Here is a 19,893-nt window from a genome sequence, read left to right as displayed (position 1 = left end):
TATTAACCAATGAAGTTAAAGGTGGTTTCTCGTTTCGTGAGCTGGAATTATATACGAGCAATACTTAAATATAGTTGAAATAATTAGGGAATTTTAGAAAAATTTTTTAGGTGCTTAAAAATTTTAAATTGTGTATTTTTATTATTAGGTTTATAGGGTTTAGTTTATATATGCGTATCCACTTCTTTTTTCTATATTTATAGAGGCTACATTGTTATTTTTATCTGTTAAAATTATCTTGCAATCACCTTTCAATAGTCTTGAATAAGGTCTTTTTGCTCCTTTATTGTTAGTAACACTCACCACTCTCATGGGCCTACCTAATTCGTCAAAATCAATAGTTTGCATTTTGCCTTTTCCGCAACTACCGACAAATTTAACTGATTTTATGCCATATTTTTTCTCGATATTTAAATCTATATTAATTTTATTGCAATAGGACTGAGGAATGCCTCTCCAGCCCGCACTTAAGAATTTGTTTGATTTTTGTGTATCGATGGCAACCTCTTCTTTGGAATTTAGATTACCACTAAATTTATTACCACTACCTCTTTTATCATAAAAAATACTATATTTCCAAGATTTAACCCCAGGCTCATCTACAGAGCACTCTTGCAAACTAGTGTCATTAATAGCTATCCCCCATCTCATTTTAAACCAAAATTTTTCATTTTCTGAATGTACAAATTTATCATCTTGCATGGCAAGGTGCTGGGCGTACCTTATATGCGTTAGCATCTGTGTAGCTGCCTCTCTGGCTCCGTTTATTTCTAGCCTTGGTATGATCATTGCTGCAAGTATGCCAACGGCAATGATTACAAAGATAAGCTCTATAACAGTAAAACCCTTGTTTCTATTCATCTACCTGCCTCTTACATCAAAATTTGCAATTACTTTTCCCATTTTTTCTATGCAAAATTTTGATTTTCTATCTAGATCGGCGCTTACTAATAAATTTTTAGACTCATCTCTTACATCTATACCATAAAATTTAAGCCTTAATGCAAGCTTTTTATTATCAGTATATAAATCCTTAATTTCTACTTCTTTTAATTTAGCAGCAAGCTCTTTTACAATATCAAATTTATAGACAAAATGCTTTGTTGGGTTATCTAAAAATAGGTAAAAAATTTGATTAAATACGATCATCGACCAGTTTAAGGCTAAAAAAAGCATCACTAAGGTCGTACAAATTTTATAGCCTTTTCTAAATTTTGGCAATCTTACACGATACGAATTAAAAAATACTCTTACCATAAGTGGCGTTGCGATCACGCAAAATGGCAAAAACTGCTCAAGTTCCAGCCTTTGGCGCACTGAGACTATCATACAAAAGCAAAATGAGCAAATCGCAATAAACCACAAAAGATCCTTCTTTTCCTTAACCCAAATTCTATAAATCGTATAGACAAAAAAGATAAAAATAAACGGCGAAAAAACAGCGGCAAAGATACCAAAAGTATCAATGAAATGCCCACTTGGCCTACCATTTGTATCAAAGCCAAAAAAGTAAAGTGTTAGTAAAAATAAAATAGCACTTAGCCAAGCAAGTGGCGGCTTTCTTTTATAAAGTGAAAATATAAAAAATCCTACGTAAAATATCAAAAAATCGCCATCTATAAAAAAAGAAAGACAAAAAAATGTTACAAATAAAATTTTATTTTTAATATGAAAAAAGTATATACATAGGAGCGCCAGCATAACGCAAAGCCCAGCATTATTGACGATAAGAGCTGAAGCTAGCGTGCCAGGAAGTAAGATAAAAAGCAATACCGCAATAAGTCTGTCAAACTCTAATTTAATGTAAAATTTGCTTATCTTATACATTAAAATAACGCTTAGAATATGAAACGCGATCATCACAGATCTTAGAGCAATATCTGTTTGACCAAAAATTTGAACGCTTAAGTTTAAAACATGGCTAAGAAAATTTTGTTTGTTTAAAAAAATTTCAGCTTCACTATAACTTATACTAAGAGAATTTGCCGTATAAAGTAAAAATATACAATCAATCAAACATATCAAAAATACGCTAAAAGCGACGTGATGTCCAACAAATTCTCTAAATTTATCTAGCAAAAATTTTCCTTAAATATGTATATCCCAAAAAAACTCGATCCAATCGTGAGCCTCTTTTACCTTAAATTCTGGCAAAAGCAGAGCTTTCTCTTTATAAAAGACGGTCGCTATTTTGATATCTAAATTTGGATAACGCTTAAGCAGCTCTCTTTTTATCTCGACCATGCTCTCGCCACTATCGATGATGTCATCGACGAGCAAAATTTTAGTGTATTTGCTAAGATCTGGCACGTTAAAGATATTAATCGTATCAAGCTTGTTTGTATCTTCATAATGGATAGAATTTAGGGTAAATAAATTTCTATTATTAAGCGCAACAGCTAGCGAGTGGCCAAGCGTTAGACCACCTCTTGCCACAGCTAGTATCACCTCTGGATCAAACTCATCTTTTATCTGTTTTGCCATCTTTTTAGTATCAACAGCAAATTCATCATAGCTATAAAATATCATCTTTCTTCCTTATCAATGCACTAAAAATACGATAAAACTAATGAGCGCTAGCACGACTACGCCTAAATTTATATCGCTAAATTCTCTCTTTATGAGCTTAACTATTACGTATGACATAAATCCAAATGCAAGGCCGTTTGTGATCGAGTAAGTAAGCGGGATGAGCACAACTATGAAAAATGTCGCTACAGCTATGGCTGGATCTTTGAAATTTATACTAGCAAGCTCGGCAAACATAAGCACGCCAACCATTACAAGGATCGGATAAATGGCATTGCCAGGGATCGCTTTAAAAAGTGGCAACATAAAGAGCGTAAGTATAAACAAAAGTCCACAAAATACAGCCGTTAGACCAGTTCTACCGCCCTCTTCTACACCGCTAGCACTCTCTACAAACGATGTGGTCGTACTTACGCCTACAAGCGAGCCAGCCGCCGTAGCAATAGCGTCAGCTTCAAGAGTTTTTTCAAGTTTTACGACACCATCTTTTTTATTTTCGTCAAAAATTCCAGCCCTCGTTCCTACACCAGCTAATGTGCCTATCGAGTCAAAAAGATCGGTCACAAAAAATGTGATAACAACTGGCAGCAAGGCTAGGCTAAGCGCACCTTTTATATCAAGCTCTAAAAATATCGGAGAGATAGAGGCTGGAGTTGAGAAAATTTCTGTTGGATGAGGAGCGATACCAAGCACCCAAGCTATCACTGAAGTAGCAAGCACAGCTAGTATAAACGCGCCCTTTATCTTCCACGCCCAAAAGCAAATAACTAAAAATAGTCCCAAAACACCAAGAAGCACATTTGGATCTTTGAAATTTCCTATGCCAACCAAAACTGCGTCACTATTTACGATAAAGCCCATTTGCTGAAATGCAACAAAGCTGATAAATGTGCCTATGCCCGCACTTATCGCTCTTCGTAGGTCAAGCGGGATGGATCTTATTATCCACATCCTAAAATTTGTAAAAGATAAAACGACAAATATCACGCCGCTTAGAAAAACAACGCCAAGAGCCGTTTGCCAAGGCACTTTCATACCGATGCAAAGACCAAATGTAAAATAAGCGTTAAGCCCCATACCAACGCTCATCGCAACTGGTGTGTTCGCCCAAAGACCATTTAATATAGTAGAAAAGATGGTAATTAGCGCAGTTGCCGTGATTAATGCCTCATAAGGCATGCCAGTTTTGCTCATAATGATCGCATTTACCGGAACGATATACATCATCGCCAAAAACGTCGTAAGTCCCGCTCCAAATTCCTGCTTCACACTCGTTTTGTTTTGTGCTAAGTCAAAAAATTTCACCCCAAGCTCCTTTTAGTAAATTTTAAGTTCGTTATATAAGCTATCACGCTCAACCGGCGTAAAACCAGATGTCTTTATGAGATCGCAAAATGTCTTTAGTGTAACACCGTTTGCGCTATTTGCGCCAGCTGCACTTTGGATGCTCTCTTTTTCTATCGTGCCATCAAGATCATCAGCACCAAATTCCTGAGCTATCATGGCTAGATTTAGTGTCGAAGTAGCCCAATAAGCCTTTATGTGTGGGACGTTATCAAGCACCAAGCGAGATATCGCTATGGTCTTTAAAATTTCAGCTGATCCTAAAAATTTCACATCTTTTAAGTAGTTATTTTCTCTTTGATAAACTAGCGGGATAAATGCGTTAAATCCGCCAGTTTCATCTTGCAAGTCCCTGATCCTTAGCATATGATCGATCCTATTATCGCGACTTTCTATATGCCCAAAAAGCATTGTCGCGTTGCTTTGCTTACCCTTATCATGCCACATTTTGTGGATTTTGAGCCAGTTTTCGCTACTTACTTTGCCTTTGCAAATTTTAGCCCTGACCTCTTCGTCAAAAATTTCAGCCCCACCGCCTGGCATGCTATCGACGCCGTATTCAAGCATCTTTTCTATCACTTCTTCATAGCTTAAGCCGTAATGTCTTGATAAAAAGTCAATCTCAGCTGCCGTCATCGCCTTTACATGAAGCTCTGGATGAGCTGCCTTTATCTTTTTAAAAATTTCTAAGTACCACTGCCAGCCACTTTTTGCGTTGTGGGCTGATACGATGTGTATCTCTTTTACGCCGTGGCTTACGCTCTCATCAACGATCTTTAAAATTTCTTCGTGGCTCATTAAGTATGGATTTGGATTTTTTCTGTGAGCTGAAAATGCGCAAAATTTACAAATATCAGCGCAGATATTTGTTGGATTGATATGGCGGTTTACATTAAAAAAGACCTTGTTGCCGTGCAGTTTTCTACGTTTTTTATCGGCAAATTTAGCTAACGTAAAAAGATCAAGCTCATAAAGCGAAAAAGCCTCTTGCTTGCTTAATCTCTCGCCACTTTCTAGTTTTTGTAATAGATTCATTATCTTTATCGTCCTAAAGCTGAACTTAAGGCTTTATTATAAGCAAATAAAGCTTTGTTTTTGCAAAAATTATGTAACATTTGCCAAGATATTTTTAACAATGGAAACATTAAATGCTGGCTGATAAAAGTACCAAAAATAGCGACAATTATTTAAAAATCAAAGAGAAATTTCTTGATTTTAAGGCAAATTTGCCAAAACATTTTCAAAAAAATCAGGGTAGAAATTTTGCAAATTTTTTAGCCAAAGAATATGATGATTTTATAAAATCTTATTTAAATGAAACTATGCGAGATTTTTTTGATGATTTTATTCCGCAAAATGACAGCTTTGCCTTTAGTGTTTTAGCTACTGGAAAATACGCCCAAACCTTGCTTAGCGCAAATAGCGAGCTTGAAATTTTACTAGTTTATAAAAATTTAAAAGGCTACAACATAAAGAATTTCTTAAAAGAATTTAGCGAAATTTTAAGTAGCTCTGGAATAAATTTTTATATAAAAAGCGTTGAGTTAGATGAAATTTTTACAAATTACAAAGACGATCTCAAATTTAAAAGCGAAACATCGCAAGTCCGATATATCTGTGGTTCAAAAAGCCTCTACCGCTTAGTAAAAAGCGAGATCGTAAAATTAAAAGAATTTGATAAAAAAGCCTTTTTAAACTACCATTTAAAGGCGTTTTTGCCGTTTTCTAGCATCAGCTACTTAGCCCAAGAGCCAAATCTAAAAAGTGGCTTTGGCGGGATAGATGAAATTTATCACCTAAACTGCATACTAAACTGCCTAGATAGCGACATTTCAGTTAGATCACAAGCCCTAAAAGTGATGAATGAAAAAGAGATCGCTAGCTTTAACCTAAATGTGGACTTTTTACTAAGCCTACTAACCACCTTAAATTTAACGCAAAATTCTGATACTTTTAGCGCTTCAAGTGTTGAGATCACGACAAATTTCATGCAAACAAAGTCTAAAAAGCTTCAAGACAATGAAAGCGTCATCAGCCAAAAAATGCTAAGCTCAATGAATAATATCGCCATTTATTCGAGGTTTATCGTCGCTTCTCTTTGCAGGCCATTTTTCAAAAGTGAGCTAAATTTTGATCAGAGAAAATTTGCAAGGCTAAAAAATGGCTTTTACGAGATAAATGGCGTTATTTACGTGCCACTTCATAAAAAGCCAGCTCTCATCGAGGATCTCATAAATGAGCTTTTGGAACTAAAAGATGTGGATTATAAATTTGATATAAGCGCGATCTTTTACATCAAGCGAGCCATCATCACAAAAAGTGGCTTAGAGCACGCTATAAGCGAGTTTAAAAAGATATTTTTAAGAAAAAATTCCTACGCAATTTTAAAATCATTGCTCGATGCGCAAATGATACAAATTTTAATAAAACCAATGGAGCACATCAGTCAGCTAGCTCAGTACGACGGCTATCACGAATTTACGGTCGATGAGCATAGTATTTTAAGTGTAAAATTTCTTGAAAATATAAAAGATAAATTTATAAAAAATCTCTATACCGAGCTTTGCTTGGAGGGCAAGACGATGCTAAAGATCGTGACTTTAATGCACGACGTTGGCAAGGGGCTTGGCAAAGATCACGCAAATATCGGTGCTAATATCTTTAGAGCCTACGCAAACAAGCTAAATTTAAGCCAAAAAGCCGTAAATATCGGCGTCATCCTGATAAAATACCACACGCTAATGAGCAACGTCTCAAACAGAGAGGACATTTATTCACAACGCGTTATATTTGCTTTTATCTCAAAGCTTGGCGACAAGCAGGTTTTAAAACTGCTTTACATCCTTAGCTACTGCGTGATAAACGCCACAAATGAGAGGCTCTATAATGCCTACACAGCAAAGCTTTTAAGAGAGCTTTATAAAATTTCTCTTAGTGCATTTAGCGATGAAAATTTACTTGATGAAGCGACAAGGCGCGTAAAAAAAGAGCAGTCTATAAAACGAAATAGTGAGTTTTTGGCGCTTGAACCAAGTTTGCAAGAAAAAATTTTTAAAATCACATCAAATCTTGTCCTTATAAAATATAGTGCGAGTGAGATCATAAATTTAAGCAAAGCTGCAGATAGCTTAGATACGACAGAAATTTTTATAAATAACTCTAAAAATTTAAGCATTCAGATCTATACAAAAAAGAGTCTAAATTTAAGTGCCCTACTCTATGAATTTGCTAAATTTGACCTTGCATACATGGAAATTTTTGAGCTATTTGAGAAGAAATTTTATATCAGGCTTGACTTTAACCAAAATGTTAAAAAAGAGGAGCTTGAAAATACTAAAAATTTAGCTCTAAAATCCCTAAATAGTGAGGTTCTAAAAGAGCCTTTGAAACCAAACATTAACAAAGATGAGATAAACTTCGAGCTAAATCACTCAAAAGATTACGCCAAACTTAGCATCAATGCAAAAGATCAGCGTGGGTTAATGGCTTATGTGATGAGTGTTTTTGACAGGCTTCATTTTCAAGTCACGAGTGCTAGAATCCAAACGGTCAAAAATAGAACGAGAAATCTCTTTTTGATCGAGAAAAACGAGCGACTTGAGAGTAAAGGCGAAGAGATATTAAATTTATTAATAAGCGAGTAAAACATGTGTGGAATCGTAGGATACATCGGAGATAAAGAGAAAAAAGAGGTCATTTTAAGCGGTCTAAAAGAGCTTGAGTATCGCGGATATGACAGTGCTGGTATGGCTGTGATGAGTGATGGCAAGATCGACTTTTTCAAAGCTGTTGGCAAGCTTGAAAATTTAGCCCTAAAGACAAAGGACTTTACATCAGAGGGCTTTGGCGTGGCGATAGGTCACACACGCTGGGCGACGCATGGCAAACCAACTGAGATAAACGCTCACCCGCACCTTGGCGAGCACTCATTTGTCGTTCACAATGGCATCATCGAAAACTACAAAGAGCTTAAAGATGAGCTTGAAGCAAAGGGCGTGAAATTTGTCAGCCAAACCGATACTGAGGTGATCGTGCACCTTTTTGAAGAAATTTTAAAAGAGAAAAAAGATCCATTTAAAGCTTATGAGGCGACTATCGCAAAGCTAAAAGGTGCATACGCTACGCTACTTATTACCAAAACTGCACCTGGTAAGATATTTTTTGCAAAAGATGCCGCTCCTATGGCGATAGGTAAAAGCGATAAAAAAGAGTTATATTTTGCCTCATCTGATGCTCCACTTATCGGCAATGCAACAGAAGTGGCATATCTTGATGATAACAACTACGGCTACGTGAGCTTGGACGAGATTGCCGTTTTTAAACACGGCAAAAAGGCGAGCATAACGTTTAATGCTTTACCAAAAGATAAGAGCTATGCCCAAAAAGAGGGATATACATTTTTCATGGAGAAAGAAATTTACGAGCAAGGTGCGGTCGTATCTGAAACCATCATGGGCAGAGTCAAAAACCACAAAGTTACCCTTGAAAATTTAGACGATGAATATCTAAAAGATATCGATGATATCGTGCTTTGTGCGTGCGGTACGAGCTACCATGCAGCACTAACTGCAAGCTATCTTTTTGAAAGGCTTGCTAAAGTTAGAACAAAGGTCGAAGTGGCAAGCGAATTTAGATATAGAAAGCCTTATCTAAACAAAAACTCACTCTTCATCGTAATCTCACAAAGTGGCGAGACAGCTGACACTCTTGAAGCACTTAGGATAGCTAAAGAAGCTGGGCTTAGAACGCTTGCGATTTGCAATGTCGATAACTCATCTATCGTTAGACTAGCTGACAATACTCTTCTAACTCGTGCTGGTATCGAAAAAGGTGTTGCGAGTACAAAGGCCTTTGCAACGCAGATCATCGTACTTTGGATGCTTGTGCTTCAAATGGCAGCAGCGAAAGATTCTATCAGTAAAAAAGAGCTTGATCACGAGATCAAAACGCTTCTTCACATTCCACAAATTTTAAATATCAATAACTCTCTTCAAGAGAAGCTTCACCGCCTAAGCAAGCACTATTTACACGGTCATGGCTTCTTCTTTATCGGTAGAGATATCTTCTATCCGCTAGCACTTGAAGGTGCGCTAAAGCTTAAAGAAATTTCATATCTTCACGCCGAGGGCTATCCATCAGGTGAGATGAAACACGGCCCTATCGCACTTGCAGATGAGAAACTATTTACCATAGCGCTTATGCCTCAAAATTTACTCTATGAAAAGACAAAGAGCAATGTAGAAGAGCTTGCCGCAAGAGATGCTTACATCCTAGCTATAAGTCCACTTGAGTTTGAGCTAAGCGATGACTACGTAAAAACAAGCGTTCAAGATCACTATATGAGCGAATTTTTTGAGATGATGCTAGTGCTTCAGCTACTTGCACTTGAAATTTCTGTTAGACTTGGCAACAACGTCGATATGCCAAGGAATCTTGCAAAAAGCGTAACTGTTGAGTAATTTATGTGGCTGGCATCTTGCTGGCTGCTTAAATTTTTGTGAAAAATAATTTTGCATTTATGTTATTAAACATAAATTTTATATTAATATTTTTATAATATTTGCTTATATATAATGCTAAGACCAACTTAAATATTAAGGATAAAAATGAAGTTAAGTTCATCTTTACTAAGCGTAGGCCTTGGAGTTTTACTTTTAAGCGGTTGTGCAACTGGCAATAGCAACGGTGTAACTGGTAGTGCTGCTGGAAGCAATAACAATAATGCTAACACAAAAATAGAAAAATGCAGTAGCACTCTTGGAACACTTGCGTTTTATGAAGACCAAAATTCTGATTGGTATTCATATTTAACACACAACTACAAGCTCACATCAACTATTCCGGTTTTGCGTCTTCTTGCGCAACAAACTGGTTGTTTTGTTATAGTTGAACGTGGCGCTATGATGGATAATATGATGCAAGAGCGTGCACTTGATAGATCAGGCGAACTACGTGGTGGTTCCGGCTTTGGTAAAGGTAAAATGGTAGCAGCTGATTATACTATTCGCCCTGAAATTTTCTTTAGTAACGAAGATACGGGCGGTGCAGGTGCTCTTGTTGAAGCACTTTTTGGTAGTGTAGCAGGTGCTATAGCTGGTGGTTTTTCAACAAAAGAGACACAAACCACATTGGTTCTTATAGAAAATCGTTCAGGTGTTCAATTAGCAGCAGCTATTGGCTCAGCTTCTAGCACTGACTTCTTTGGCATGGGCGGCGGTGCTGGCGCTTCTCTTGGCGCGGGACTTGGCGTATATTCAAGAACACCTGAGGGAAAAACACTTGTAAATGCTTTCCTTGATTCAATGAATCAATTAGTTATTGCTCTAAAAGATTACAAAGCACAAAATGTAAAAGGCGGTCTTGGCAAAGGCGGAAGTCTAAAAGTAGGAGATTAATATGAAATTTTTAGCCATTTTATTTTGTTCATTGACTTTTTTGCTTGCTATGAGTTATGAAAAAAAAGTTGAAACTAGACTTTGCAATCTTATAAATCAAAGAGAAATGGCTAAATTTTATGGCGACATAAGAAGCATTGATAGCTTTGATAAAAAAATAGAAAGCTATAAATTTCGTAATGGAATAGAAAAATTCGATGAGGATAGTTGCCGTACAAATGGCTACTATCCTGTTGATCCAAACTATGCGCCATATCCGCCTAACTACCGCCCATACTATCGAAATGAGTACGAAAGATATGATAGATTTCAGCGTGGTTACCGCGGAGGCTACTATAACGATGACGACTATGATGATGGTTTTGAGCGTGGATATAGACGTGGTTATAAGGATGCTAGAAGAGACTATAGGCTAGGTAGATAATCTTATCTAGCCTTAACTTTAACTGGCTCTTTTCTAACAAAAAAACGACTTCTACAAATAGCAAATCAAAAACAATACATATACCAAATTTTACTGCTATAAATAAGTTCAGTGCATTGATTAAAAATTACAAAACCTGTGGATACGACAACATCCCAACTACCCAAATTTTTCTTTCGACAAAAGAGTAATAGACACCCTTACAAATAAGCTAGAGCAAGACCATAAAAATTTAAAAGAGCTAACAAGCAATATCAGCAGAGACGATCTTTTAAAGGTGCAAATTAGTGCACTTGAAGATGAAATAATAAGTTCATCTCTCATAGGGGGCGAAAGGCTTAAAAGATCAAGCATTCGCTCGTAGATAAAAAAGAGGCTAGATGAAAATTTTGACTGGCTAGCTGATACTCATGCGACTAGACACAGTGTTAATCTAGTCTCGCTAATGTTTGAAGTAAATTTAAACAAAGACTATATGAACCTCGAGCGGCTACATGGCTGGCACAATACCTTGTTTGAATATATCCAAAGCAAAACTTACAAGATAAAACGAGCCAAGTTTAGAGATGATGAGATGAGCGTCGTCTCAGGCTCTCCAGAAAATGTGCAAATCCACTATGAAGCCTTGCCAGTAGAGGTATAGAAGATGAGATGAGAACTTTTAAAATTTTATCAACAAAAGCCTTGAAAACGCATATCTAAAAAGTTTTATTGCACATCTTTAGTTTTTTATCCATCCTTATGATGACGGTAATGGACGCATAACAAGGGCTTTGGCGCACTACTTTTTAAGAGAAGATGGTGTTAAGCCATTTTCTATCTCTAGCATTATTTAAGCAAATAGAAAAAATTATTATGAAATTTTAGAGCAGATAACAAAGCTTGGAAATAATTTAAATTTTGATTTCACAGAGTGGATAATGTAGCACACCTACAAGCGGTAAATAGCGCTATAAACAAGCTATAAGCTTACTAAAAATATAAAATTTCTATCGTAATTTAAGAGTCAAAGCCATTAAAATTTATCTTTACCTAGTATCGTTGCCAGCTGTTCTTTGATTCTATCATCAAATTCACTAACGCTTATGACACCCCTACTTTCGCACATTTTAGCATCATTAACATCGCAGTAGTCACTAAGTGCGTTTTTGTATCCGCCTCTTATACAAGCCTCTCTGTCTTCTAAAAATCCGGCCCCACCAAGGATTAATACGCCAAGGTCAAAACCTATCTTAAATTTCGCACTCGCTGAGCTTTTAACCCAGCTTAAAAATATCTCATCGTATCTTAATCCAAGTGCTCCAACACCATCTGGCACGACTAAGATATCCACACCATAAAGGCTCTCAGCATAAATTTCTGGATGAAGCCTGACGCCAAATTCATCGACAACCTCAGGCTTTAGTGCGTAAGTCTTGATATTAAAATCCTCAAATTTATGTAAAAAATCATAAATTTTGGCAAAGCTTAGTAGATTTAGCTTGTCAAACATCAAAATGCCAACTTTCATGCTAGCTCCTTTTAATGAAGTGCCTCATTTAGCTTGATCGCCCTTTTGCTCGCACTTGCAGTGATCTGACCTGTTTGGCTATTTTGTCTAAAATGAAGTCCATTTAGCCCGCCAAGCTCAAGTGCTTTGTAAATTTCAGCTTCAAATTTAAACTCTGGATTTAGCTTAGCTAACTTTTCGCGCTCGCTAGCTGATATATAGACCTTTGTGCCCTCAAGCACTGCTATGCCAGCATCCACGATGCAGTTATCGCCAAGAGGTATGCCTGTGACTGAGTTTGCGCCAAGCAAGCAGTGTTTGCCGATGCTTACAGGGTTGCCGTTTGTGCCACTTAGCACGCCAAGTATGCTAGCTCCGCCACCTACGTCACTGCCCTCGCCCACTACGACAGAGCTGCTGACTCTGCCTTCAACCATCACCCCACCGGTTGTACCTGCGTTAAAGTTGATGTAGGCAGCACCTGGCATAACGACTGTGCCAGGATGCACGGCAGCGCCCATGCGAACCTTGGCTGAGTCTAAAATTCTCGTGTTATCAGCTGGGATGATATGGCTTAAAAATCTTGGGAATTTATCGACGCTAACGATCGCTGGATATTCGCCAAACATCTTTAGAGAAATTTCATTTTCTCTTAACCATTCAAGCTCTATTGGCGTATTTTGGCTGGTCCATGCAACATTTGGTAACACACCAAAAGCTCCATCAAGCATGATCGTTCTAGGTGCGACTTTACCAAGTGAGATCAAGTAAAGCTTGAGATAAACAGCTTCCACGCTAAGTGGTTTTGCATCATCAAACAAAAACACAAGCTTAAATTTATTCTCATTTAGTTCAAGATCGTCATCAAATGCCATTTTTACGGCATGTAAATTTTGTACATTTTTATGAGAGCTTATCTCTTTTTCAAAGACACTAAAGAGCTTGCTAGCTTTTTTCACCACTTTTGGCGTAAGATCAGCTACAAATTCAGAGCCGTTAAAATCAACCTTAACATCACATTTTTGTAAAGCATAGATATAAGCAGCAGCGCTTAAAAAGCTCTCTTTGTAATTTACAACAGCGAATGTCGCTTGCAAAATTTTGTCTGTATTTTTTTGTCCACGATCGATCCTAGCGATACCAAAAGCAAGCGGATCTTTGTAGCCATCTTTTTTTCTAAATTCTTCAAAAAATTCCTTAAATTCATTTGCATCTTTAAACTCTTTAGACATCTATTCTCCTTTAAATTTTTCTTAGTCTAGCCAAAAATGGCTAAAAATTTTATGATTTTAAGTCCATTAAAATTTTAAATATTTTTAATAATGATTAATCTTATCATAAAGTAAATTGCAATAAGATTTCGCAAATTTAAAGAAGGAGTTTAAATGTCAAATTTAGTAACAAAACCTAGATTTGCTCTGGCTGCGTTAATCGGCCTTATCGCTGGCGTTGTCTCAGCCTTTGTCAAATGGGGAGCGGAATTTCCACTTCCTCCAAGAAGTCCGATGGATATGTTTAACGCTGCTTGCGGACCAGAGAGTGCCATCAGAGCAGCTGATGCGATCGACTGCTCTAGAAATTTCTTAAATCCGCCTTATGTGTTTTTGAGAGATTATTTGGGCGTAGCCGATCCAAATGCCGCTATTTACGAGTTTGCAGGGCATGCGTTTAACTACGTAATGATGACGCATATATTGTTTTCGATCGTTTTTGCGGTTGCTTATTGTGTTTTGGCTGAAAAATTTCCAAAGATTACAATATGGCAAGGCTTACTAGTTGGCATTATTGTAAATATCGCTGTTCACGTGATCACATTACCTATTTTAGGGCTTACTCCACCACTTTGGACACTCCCTTGGTACGAGCATGTATCTGAATTTGTCGGCCACATGATATGGTTCTGGTCGATAGAGATCATCCGTCACGACCTAAGAGCTAGGATAACAAAAGAAAAAGATCCAAGTGATTATTGCTGCTGCAACGCATAAATGCAAATTTTTGCTGTTTTGGGCTAAAAACCTAAAACAGCAACTAAATTTATCTCACCATTTAAAAGCAAAATTTATCCGCGATTAGCACTCCTGGCTAAGCTCTAAATTTTCTAAACGAAGTGGCTTTTCACCTTCAAAAATCACCCCAATACCGAAAGGTTCGCAAATATCAAGCGCACCCTCAGCAAATCTCATCAGCCACTGCTTATCTTGCGCATAAAAGGTGCATTGAGGTGAGCTAAAAGGCAGTTCGCAAACTGGTACATCAAGCGCTCTAAGCTCGTCCTTGCTCAAAAAGTATCCTCGCCTAAGCTCATCTTTTAAAAAGATAAGTGCCTCTTTTACATACCGGTCAATATCGCCGACGATGCGCTCTGCTAGCAAAGTAGTCTCATCGTCCACATCTGCTCCATTTGCCGAGATAAGGCAAAAGAGTACCTGCCCAAAAATTTCGCTTTTTAGCCACGTCTGGGCATACCATATAAAACCCCCATCTGTTGCAACTTTTTCAAGTTCGCCAAATTTCAAAGTCATTTTTTATTCTCATTTTTATGGTTTTGCTACTCTTACGAAAAAGAGCGAAATTTAAGCAGATTTGTAATGAGCTAAAATTTATCATCTAGAATGAAGATAACTTGTAAATTTGCCCTTTTAGCATAAAGCAAAAGTTAAATTTACAAGCAAATTTTCAGTTTTTCTCGCTATTTAGAAGCAAAATTTCTCATCAGTGCCATTTTGCTTGCGCATAGCTTTAAAGTTAGCAAGATTATCTTTATCTAAAAAGTAATCTTTCTCTTTTTTATTGCGGGCTTCTAGCTTTTCTATGCCTTTTGCAAGGGCTGCTTTTCTATCTTCGTGAGGCGAGCTAAATTCTGGCGAGAACATCGCTTCATAGGCATTTTTCTTAGTCCATCCAAGCGCTTTATCAGCGATCTCTTGTTGCTTTTTGATATCGCAAAATGCATAAGGATTGACCACGTCGCCAACAAGCTTCATAAACGCCCCTATCGCGGCCACCACGTCAGTAAATTTCTCGCCCTCCATGTCTATAACGCCTCTTAGCAAGATCGCGCGATTTTTTGCCGCATAAAACCAAAATACCGCATCATCGCGAAGTCCAAGATCGTATGCGCGAGCTGAAAGGACAAAAAGAGTTATCGGAGAGACCATTTGTGGGGCGTCTTGCACGATCTTTTCAGCCTTTTTAAAGTCCTCTTCTTTGCCACTTTTTAAAAGCTCATCTATCTTGTCATAGACCTTTACGTACTCCACCTTGCCAGCATTTGCTGAGTAGTATGGCGTGACGTAGATGTCGATACTTCTTACTTTGCCATCATTTGCAAAGCCACATACCGCTCCAAAAAGTAGCGCCGTAAGCAGTGATAAAATTTTCATTTTAGCTCCTTGGCTTAAAATTTTTATTATTTTAACTAAAAGCAGTTAAAAAGATTAGGATAAATTTAAGAAAAAGTCCGCAAATTTAAAGCGGACTTCGAAGATTAGTTTTTAAAACTATGAATTGGAGCTGGAATTTGTCCGCCACGAGCGATGAAGTCGGCACTAGAGGCTTTGTTTATCTTCATCACAGGTGCTCTTCCTAAAAGGCCTCCAAACTCGATCATATCGCCCTCACGTCCAAGAGGTATAATTCGAACGGCCGTTGTTTTTTGATTTATCACGCCGATAGCCGCCTCATCAGCGATCATCGCAGCTATACTCTCGCTTGGCGTGTCCGCAGGTATGGCGATCATATCAAGACCAACCGAGCATATCGCCGTCATCGCTTCAAGCTTTTCTAAATTTAGCGATCCCGCGCGCACCGCAGCTATCATGCCTTCATCTTCTGAGACCGGGATAAATGCACCGCTTAAGCCGCCCACTTGATTGCACGCCATGACACCACCTTTTTTGACAGCGTCATTTAGCAGAGCAAGTGCCGCTGTCGTGCCATGCGTACCAACAGCCTCAAGCCCCATCTCCTCAAGCACGCGAGCTACCGAGTCGCCCACGGCAGGTGTTGGAGCAAGAGAGAGATCAACGATACCAAATTTCACCCCAAGGCGCTCGCTCGCCATCTGGCCAACTAGCTGGCCGATACGCGTGATCTTAAATGCCGTTTTTTTAACAGTCTCAGCCACTACGTCAAAACTCTCGCCACGCACCTTTTCAAGGGCTCTTTTTACTACTCCTGGACCAGAAACGCCCACATTTATCACCACATCAGCCTCGCCCACGCCGTGAAATGCACCAGCCATGAAAGGATTGTCCTCGACTGCGTTTGCAAAGACAACAAGCTTCGCGCACCCCATCTCCGAAGCTGCCGCCGTCTCTTTTATGATGCGTCCCATATCACGCACCGCGCTCATATTTATGCCAGTTTTCGTTGAGCCAACATTGACACTTGCGCATACTTTTGAAGTCTGGGAAAGTGCTTGTGGGATAGAATTTATCAAAATTTCATCGCCCTTTTGATATCCCTTTTGAACTAAAGCTGAAAAACCACCTATAAAATCAATACCAACCTCAATAGCCGCTCTATCAAGCGTCTTTGCGATCATTACGTAGTCTTTTGCGTCCGTTGCGGCGCCGATTATAGAGATAGGCGTCACGCTCACTCTTTTATTGACGATTGGTATGCCTAGCTCAGCAGAAATTTCGTTGCCTACTTTGACTAGGTCTTTGGCTTTAGTGGTAATTTTTGCATAAATTTTGTCGCAAACTTTGTTTATATCAGGATCGATGCAGTCAAGCAAACTAATGCCCATCGTGATCGTTCTGATGTCAAAATTTTGCTCTTCGATCATCGAGATTGTTTCGGTTACATTTTTGATGTCCATTGTTTTTCCTTAGATTGTATGCATCGCATCAAAGATAGCAGAACTTTGGATATTTATCTTTACCTTTAGGCTCTCTCCAAGCTCGTTAAGTTCTGCTCTTAAGGCCGTAAAGTCTTTATTTTCATCACTTGAAACCACTGCCATCATCGTAAAAAACTCATCTAAAATAGTCTGTGAGATATCATCTATATTTAGCCCTAGCTCACTAAGCTTTGCTGAGACGCCAGCAACGATGCCGACTCTATCTTTTCCGACTACGGTTACGATCGCTTTCATGTTTTCTCCTATTAAATTTTAAATGATTGCATTTTGGCTCCAAAATTTAAGCCAAGCATCAAGCAAAGCTAAATTTTGGTAGCCAACTTCAAACTGGCAAATTTTAAAATTTGCTCTAAATTTTATCTTTTGTAAATTTTACTTCGAGCAAGCACTCTTGCCGTCATTTACTGGCTGGATCGCTGAGTTATCAGCTCCGCCATCACTATTTATATTTTCTATCACTTCCCAAAGCCTTGCAGCCGCACTCTCATAGCGTTTTGCAGTGACTGAGTTTGGCTCGTAAAAGCTAACTGGCTTACCATTATCGCCACCCACACGAACAGCTGGCTCGATAGGGATTTCAGCCAAAATTTGCGTGTTGTAAGCTTTTGCTACCTCTTCAGTAGTGCCTTTACCAAAGATGTCGTACTCTTTGCCATTATCTGGGCAGATGAAACCGCTCATATTTTCGATAACGCCAGCAATTGGGATATGAAGTTTCTCAAACATATCAAGCGCACGTTTGCTATCGTCAAGCGCTACAACTTGTGGCGTTGTGACGCATACACCTGCTGTTACTGGCACGCTTTGAGCTAGAGTTAGTTGCGCGTCGCCCGTTCCTGGAGGCATATCAAGAAACAAGACATCAAGCTCACTCCAAAGCACGTCTTTTAGTAGCTGCTCGATAGCTTTCATTATCATCGAGCCACGCCAGATGAGGCTCATGCCCTCTTCCATCAAAACGCCCATACTCATCATCTCGACACCATGGCTAAGTATCGGCTTTAGCTTGTTGCCAACGACTTGTGGCTGAGTATTTACTTCGCCAAGCATTCTTGGGATATTTGGTCCGTAGATGTCAGCGTCCAAAATTCCCACTTTTTTGCCTAGTTTTGCCATTGAGATGGCTAAATTTAGCGTTGTGGTTGATTTACCAACGCCACCTTTTCCAGAGCTTACCATTACGAAATTTTTAACTTGAGGCGCGATGTTTTTACCACTTTGAGTGTTACTTTTCTCCTCAGGTATCTTTGGCTGGATCAAATTTAGCACGTACTCATTTGAGCCCATGACACGTTTGATGTCCGTTTTTAGCTCATTTGCCACTTCTGGGCTTGAGCTAACTATCTCGACTTCGATTAAAATTTTATCGCCGATTTCTACATTTTTTACAAAGCCAAAGCTAACTATATCTTTTTCAAAACCGGGATAGATAACACCTTTTAGCCTATTTAAGACCTCTTCTTTATTTAACATTTTTCTCCTTTTTCTAGATCTTTTGAAATTTTATATGCACAAAATTTTGGTCCGCACATCGAACAAAAATGAGCGCTCTTAAACGCGTCTTCTGGCAAGCTTTCATCGTGAAGTTCTCTAGCCTTTTTTGGATCAAAGCTAAGCTCAAACTGCTTGTTCCAATCAAACGCATATCTCGCATCACTCATCTCATGATCCTTTTCTATCGCTCCCGCCTTGCCAAGTGCGACGTCTGCGGCATGAGCTGCTATCTTGTGAGCTACGATGCCCTCTCTTACGTCATTTTCATTTGGCAAGCCAAGGTGCTCTTTTTGTGTCACGTAGCAAAGCATGCTAGCGCCGTGATATGCTGCCATTGTGCCGCCTATCGCTGACGTGATATGATCGTATCCTGCACCTATGTCTGAGACAAGCGGCCCAAGCACGTAAAATGGGGCGTCATGACAGAGCTCTTGTTCGATTTTCATATTATACTCAATTTGATTTAATGGCACATGACCAGGGCCCTCAATCATCACTTGCACATCTTTTTCCCACGCACGAAGCGTAAGCTCTCCAAGCACCTTTAGCTCACTAAGCTGTGCCTCGTCTGTTGCGTCATAAAGGCAGCCTGGGCGAAGTCCGTCGCCAAGCGAGAGCGAGACATCATATTTAGCGCAAATTTCTAAAACTTCATCAAAAATTTCATAAAATGGGTTTTGTCTATTTAGCTTTGACATGTAGCTTGCGCTTAAACTGCCACCACGGCTTACTATGCCCATTTTTCGCTTTTTAACAAGTGGCAAAAACTCACGCAAAAATCCAGCATGTATCGTAAAGTAACTAACTCCTTGCTTTGCTTGTTTTTCAAGTATCTCTAAAATGAGCTCATTTGTGATATTTGTAACCTCTTTTGCCTCTTTTAAAATTTCATACATAGGCACTGTGCCAACTGGCACGCTTGAATGCTCGATGATCGCACTTCTAATAGCGTCCAAATCGCCGTCCGTACTTAGATCCATAACCGTATCAGCGCCAAATTCTAGGCAAATTTCAAGCTTTCTAAGCTCAGCGCAAATGTCGCTACTTAAGCTTGAATTGCCGATATTTGCATTAACCTTTGTCTTTAGCTTTCTGCCTATGCCCATTGGCTTTAAATTTTTATGATTTATATTTGATGGGATGATGATGCTACCTTTTGCAACCTCATCCATCACCAAATTTTCACCAAGCCCTTCGATCCTTGCCACATAGCTCATCTCTTGCGTTATCTCGCCGCGCCTAGCATAATACATCTGCGTCTTATCTCTCATATAAGGCCTTTTTAAATTTTTAAAAACCTCATTTTAGTCCTTTTTTGATTTAAACTAACTAAATAAGCTTTTAAAAA

At 38.6% G+C, this 19,893-nt stretch carries 21 protein-coding genes; 8 read left to right on the top strand and 13 right to left on the bottom strand.

Going from position 1 to position 19,893, the window contains the following annotated elements; all coding sequences use genetic code 11:
- Nucleotides 1–159: 159 nt before the first annotated feature.
- Genes CVS97_RS00510 through mqnE form a run of 5 tightly spaced genes read right to left on the bottom strand, consistent with a single transcriptional unit; the run spans nucleotide 160 to nucleotide 4,911 of the window.
- Complete coding sequence (locus CVS97_RS00510; protein WP_107784703.1) at nucleotides 160–861, bottom strand: Tfp pilus assembly protein FimT/FimU; 702 nt, start codon at nucleotides 859–861, stop codon at nucleotides 160–162.
- Nucleotides 862–2,079, bottom strand: coding sequence for a glycosyltransferase family 39 protein (locus CVS97_RS00505; protein WP_107784702.1), 1,218 nt, complete (start codon nucleotides 2,077–2,079; stop codon nucleotides 862–864).
- A gap of 9 nt (nucleotides 2,080–2,088) precedes the next feature.
- Nucleotides 2,089–2,529: a phosphoribosyltransferase gene (locus tag CVS97_RS00500; protein WP_054196841.1), complete on the bottom strand. Its 441-nt coding sequence runs from the start codon at nucleotides 2,527–2,529 to the stop codon at nucleotides 2,089–2,091.
- Nucleotides 2,530–2,541: 12 nt separating this feature from the next.
- A complete protein-coding gene (locus CVS97_RS00495) occupies nucleotides 2,542–3,834 on the bottom strand; it encodes an NCS2 family permease (RefSeq protein WP_072594681.1) in 1,293 nt (430 codons plus the stop codon).
- A 12-nt stretch (nucleotides 3,835–3,846) separates the two neighbouring features.
- Complete coding sequence (gene mqnE, locus CVS97_RS00490; RefSeq protein WP_107784701.1) at nucleotides 3,847–4,911, bottom strand: aminofutalosine synthase MqnE; 1,065 nt, start codon at nucleotides 4,909–4,911, stop codon at nucleotides 3,847–3,849.
- A gap of 110 nt (nucleotides 4,912–5,021) precedes the next feature.
- On the opposite strand from mqnE, the gene CVS97_RS00485 reads away from it, so the two are divergent.
- The 7 genes from CVS97_RS00485 to CVS97_RS09560 all read left to right on the top strand — a co-directional run bounded on the left by CVS97_RS00485 (nucleotide 5,022) and on the right by CVS97_RS09560 (nucleotide 11,528).
- Nucleotides 5,022–7,517: an HD domain-containing protein gene (locus CVS97_RS00485; protein ID WP_107784700.1), complete on the top strand. Its 2,496-nt coding sequence runs from the start codon at nucleotides 5,022–5,024 to the stop codon at nucleotides 7,515–7,517.
- Nucleotides 7,518–7,520: 3 nt separating this feature from the next.
- Nucleotides 7,521–9,332 carry a glutamine--fructose-6-phosphate transaminase (isomerizing) gene (glmS, locus tag CVS97_RS00480; RefSeq protein WP_107784699.1) on the top strand — a complete coding sequence of 604 codons (1,812 nt, stop codon included), beginning with the start codon at nucleotides 7,521–7,523 and terminating at the stop codon, nucleotides 9,330–9,332.
- Between the two features lie 147 nt (nucleotides 9,333–9,479).
- A complete protein-coding gene (locus CVS97_RS00475) occupies nucleotides 9,480–10,268 on the top strand; it encodes a peptidoglycan-binding protein (protein WP_103604823.1) in 789 nt (262 codons plus the stop codon).
- A gap of 1 nt (nucleotide 10,269) precedes the next feature.
- On the top strand, nucleotides 10,270–10,692 hold the full coding sequence (locus CVS97_RS00470) for a gamma-glutamyl phosphate reductase (RefSeq protein WP_107784698.1): 423 nt from the start codon (nucleotides 10,270–10,272) through the stop codon (nucleotides 10,690–10,692).
- Nucleotides 10,693–10,828: 136 nt separating this feature from the next.
- Nucleotides 10,829–11,056, top strand: coding sequence for a DUF4172 domain-containing protein (locus tag CVS97_RS09565; RefSeq protein ID WP_087577754.1), 228 nt, complete (start codon nucleotides 10,829–10,831; stop codon nucleotides 11,054–11,056).
- 81 nt (nucleotides 11,057–11,137) lie between these two features.
- Nucleotides 11,138–11,335, top strand: coding sequence for a hypothetical protein (locus CVS97_RS09220; protein WP_141081831.1), 198 nt, complete (start codon nucleotides 11,138–11,140; stop codon nucleotides 11,333–11,335).
- Nucleotides 11,336–11,423: 88 nt separating this feature from the next.
- Nucleotides 11,424–11,528, top strand: coding sequence for a Fic family protein (locus CVS97_RS09560; protein ID WP_103559757.1), 105 nt, complete (start codon nucleotides 11,424–11,426; stop codon nucleotides 11,526–11,528).
- Nucleotides 11,529–11,707: 179 nt separating this feature from the next.
- On the opposite strand, the gene CVS97_RS00455 is transcribed toward CVS97_RS09560, so the two are convergent.
- Both CVS97_RS00455 and CVS97_RS00450 read right to left on the bottom strand, forming a co-directional pair.
- Complete coding sequence (locus CVS97_RS00455) at nucleotides 11,708–12,202, bottom strand: hypothetical protein (RefSeq protein ID WP_103618462.1); 495 nt, start codon at nucleotides 12,200–12,202, stop codon at nucleotides 11,708–11,710.
- Nucleotides 12,203–12,213: 11 nt separating this feature from the next.
- Nucleotides 12,214–13,413, bottom strand: a complete 1,200-nt coding sequence (locus CVS97_RS00450) for a 2,3,4,5-tetrahydropyridine-2,6-carboxylate N-succinyltransferase (RefSeq protein WP_107784697.1) — start codon at nucleotides 13,411–13,413, stop codon at nucleotides 12,214–12,216.
- Between the two features lie 153 nt (nucleotides 13,414–13,566).
- On the opposite strand from CVS97_RS00450, the gene CVS97_RS00445 reads away from it, so the two are divergent.
- On the top strand, nucleotides 13,567–14,169 hold the full coding sequence (locus CVS97_RS00445) for a YagU family protein (RefSeq protein WP_103559747.1): 603 nt from the start codon (nucleotides 13,567–13,569) through the stop codon (nucleotides 14,167–14,169).
- Between the two features lie 84 nt (nucleotides 14,170–14,253).
- Here CVS97_RS00445 and CVS97_RS00440 read toward each other — a convergent pair whose 3' ends face one another.
- From CVS97_RS00440 to thiC, 6 genes are all read right to left on the bottom strand, one after another.
- Nucleotides 14,254–14,706 carry a hypothetical protein gene (locus CVS97_RS00440; protein WP_107784696.1) on the bottom strand — a complete coding sequence of 151 codons (453 nt, stop codon included), beginning with the start codon at nucleotides 14,704–14,706 and terminating at the stop codon, nucleotides 14,254–14,256.
- 171 nt (nucleotides 14,707–14,877) lie between these two features.
- Nucleotides 14,878–15,567, bottom strand: a complete 690-nt coding sequence (locus CVS97_RS00435) for a cytochrome-c oxidase (protein WP_103599771.1) — start codon at nucleotides 15,565–15,567, stop codon at nucleotides 14,878–14,880.
- A 104-nt stretch (nucleotides 15,568–15,671) separates the two neighbouring features.
- The gene (locus CVS97_RS00430; RefSeq protein WP_107784695.1) at nucleotides 15,672–17,009 is read right to left on the bottom strand and encodes a PFL family protein; all 1,338 of its coding nucleotides are present in this window, start codon (nucleotides 17,007–17,009) and stop codon (nucleotides 15,672–15,674) included.
- A 9-nt stretch (nucleotides 17,010–17,018) separates the two neighbouring features.
- Complete coding sequence (locus CVS97_RS00425; protein ID WP_021091480.1) at nucleotides 17,019–17,285, bottom strand: ACT domain-containing protein; 267 nt, start codon at nucleotides 17,283–17,285, stop codon at nucleotides 17,019–17,021.
- A 138-nt stretch (nucleotides 17,286–17,423) separates the two neighbouring features.
- Nucleotides 17,424–18,524: an Mrp/NBP35 family ATP-binding protein gene (locus CVS97_RS00420; RefSeq protein WP_087577746.1), complete on the bottom strand. Its 1,101-nt coding sequence runs from the start codon at nucleotides 18,522–18,524 to the stop codon at nucleotides 17,424–17,426.
- Complete coding sequence (thiC, locus tag CVS97_RS00415; protein WP_107784694.1) at nucleotides 18,518–19,816, bottom strand: phosphomethylpyrimidine synthase ThiC; 1,299 nt, start codon at nucleotides 19,814–19,816, stop codon at nucleotides 18,518–18,520. Before thiC ends, CVS97_RS00420 begins: the two co-directional genes overlap by 7 nt.
- Between the last annotated feature and the right edge of the window lie 77 nt (nucleotides 19,817–19,893).

This window comes from Campylobacter concisus (genome assembly GCF_003049735.1).
Classification (GTDB): domain Bacteria; phylum Campylobacterota; class Campylobacteria; order Campylobacterales; family Campylobacteraceae; genus Campylobacter_A; species Campylobacter_A concisus_AN.
This window is presented reverse-complemented; position numbering and strand designations above follow the sequence as displayed.

What these genes read in the sequence shown, in the direction of transcription:
- CVS97_RS00510 (WP_107784703.1), bottom strand. Translation starts at nt 861, where the DNA reads ATGAATAGAAACAAGGGTTTTACTGTTATAGAGCTTATCTTTGTAATC.
- CVS97_RS00500 (WP_054196841.1), bottom strand. Translation starts at nt 2,529, where the DNA reads ATGATATTTTATAGCTATGATGAATTTGCTGTTGATACTAAAAAGATG.
- CVS97_RS00485 (WP_107784700.1), top strand. Translation starts at nt 5,022, where the DNA reads ATGCTGGCTGATAAAAGTACCAAAAATAGCGACAATTATTTAAAAATC.
- glmS (WP_107784699.1), top strand. Translation starts at nt 7,521, where the DNA reads ATGTGTGGAATCGTAGGATACATCGGAGATAAAGAGAAAAAAGAGGTC.
- CVS97_RS00475 (WP_103604823.1), top strand. Translation starts at nt 9,480, where the DNA reads ATGAAGTTAAGTTCATCTTTACTAAGCGTAGGCCTTGGAGTTTTACTT.
- CVS97_RS00470 (WP_107784698.1), top strand. Translation starts at nt 10,270, where the DNA reads ATGAAATTTTTAGCCATTTTATTTTGTTCATTGACTTTTTTGCTTGCT.
- CVS97_RS09220 (WP_141081831.1), top strand. Translation starts at nt 11,138, where the DNA reads ATGTTTGAAGTAAATTTAAACAAAGACTATATGAACCTCGAGCGGCTA.
- CVS97_RS00455 (WP_103618462.1), bottom strand. Translation starts at nt 12,202, where the DNA reads ATGAAAGTTGGCATTTTGATGTTTGACAAGCTAAATCTACTAAGCTTT.
- CVS97_RS00450 (WP_107784697.1), bottom strand. Translation starts at nt 13,413, where the DNA reads ATGTCTAAAGAGTTTAAAGATGCAAATGAATTTAAGGAATTTTTTGAA.
- CVS97_RS00445 (WP_103559747.1), top strand. Translation starts at nt 13,567, where the DNA reads ATGTCAAATTTAGTAACAAAACCTAGATTTGCTCTGGCTGCGTTAATC.
- CVS97_RS00440 (WP_107784696.1), bottom strand. Translation starts at nt 14,706, where the DNA reads ATGACTTTGAAATTTGGCGAACTTGAAAAAGTTGCAACAGATGGGGGT.
- CVS97_RS00435 (WP_103599771.1), bottom strand. Translation starts at nt 15,567, where the DNA reads ATGAAAATTTTATCACTGCTTACGGCGCTACTTTTTGGAGCGGTATGT.
- CVS97_RS00430 (WP_107784695.1), bottom strand. Translation starts at nt 17,009, where the DNA reads ATGGACATCAAAAATGTAACCGAAACAATCTCGATGATCGAAGAGCAA.
- CVS97_RS00425 (WP_021091480.1), bottom strand. Translation starts at nt 17,285, where the DNA reads ATGAAAGCGATCGTAACCGTAGTCGGAAAAGATAGAGTCGGCATCGTT.
- CVS97_RS00420 (WP_087577746.1), bottom strand. Translation starts at nt 18,524, where the DNA reads ATGTTAAATAAAGAAGAGGTCTTAAATAGGCTAAAAGGTGTTATCTAT.
- thiC (WP_107784694.1), bottom strand. Translation starts at nt 19,816, where the DNA reads ATGAGAGATAAGACGCAGATGTATTATGCTAGGCGCGGCGAGATAACG.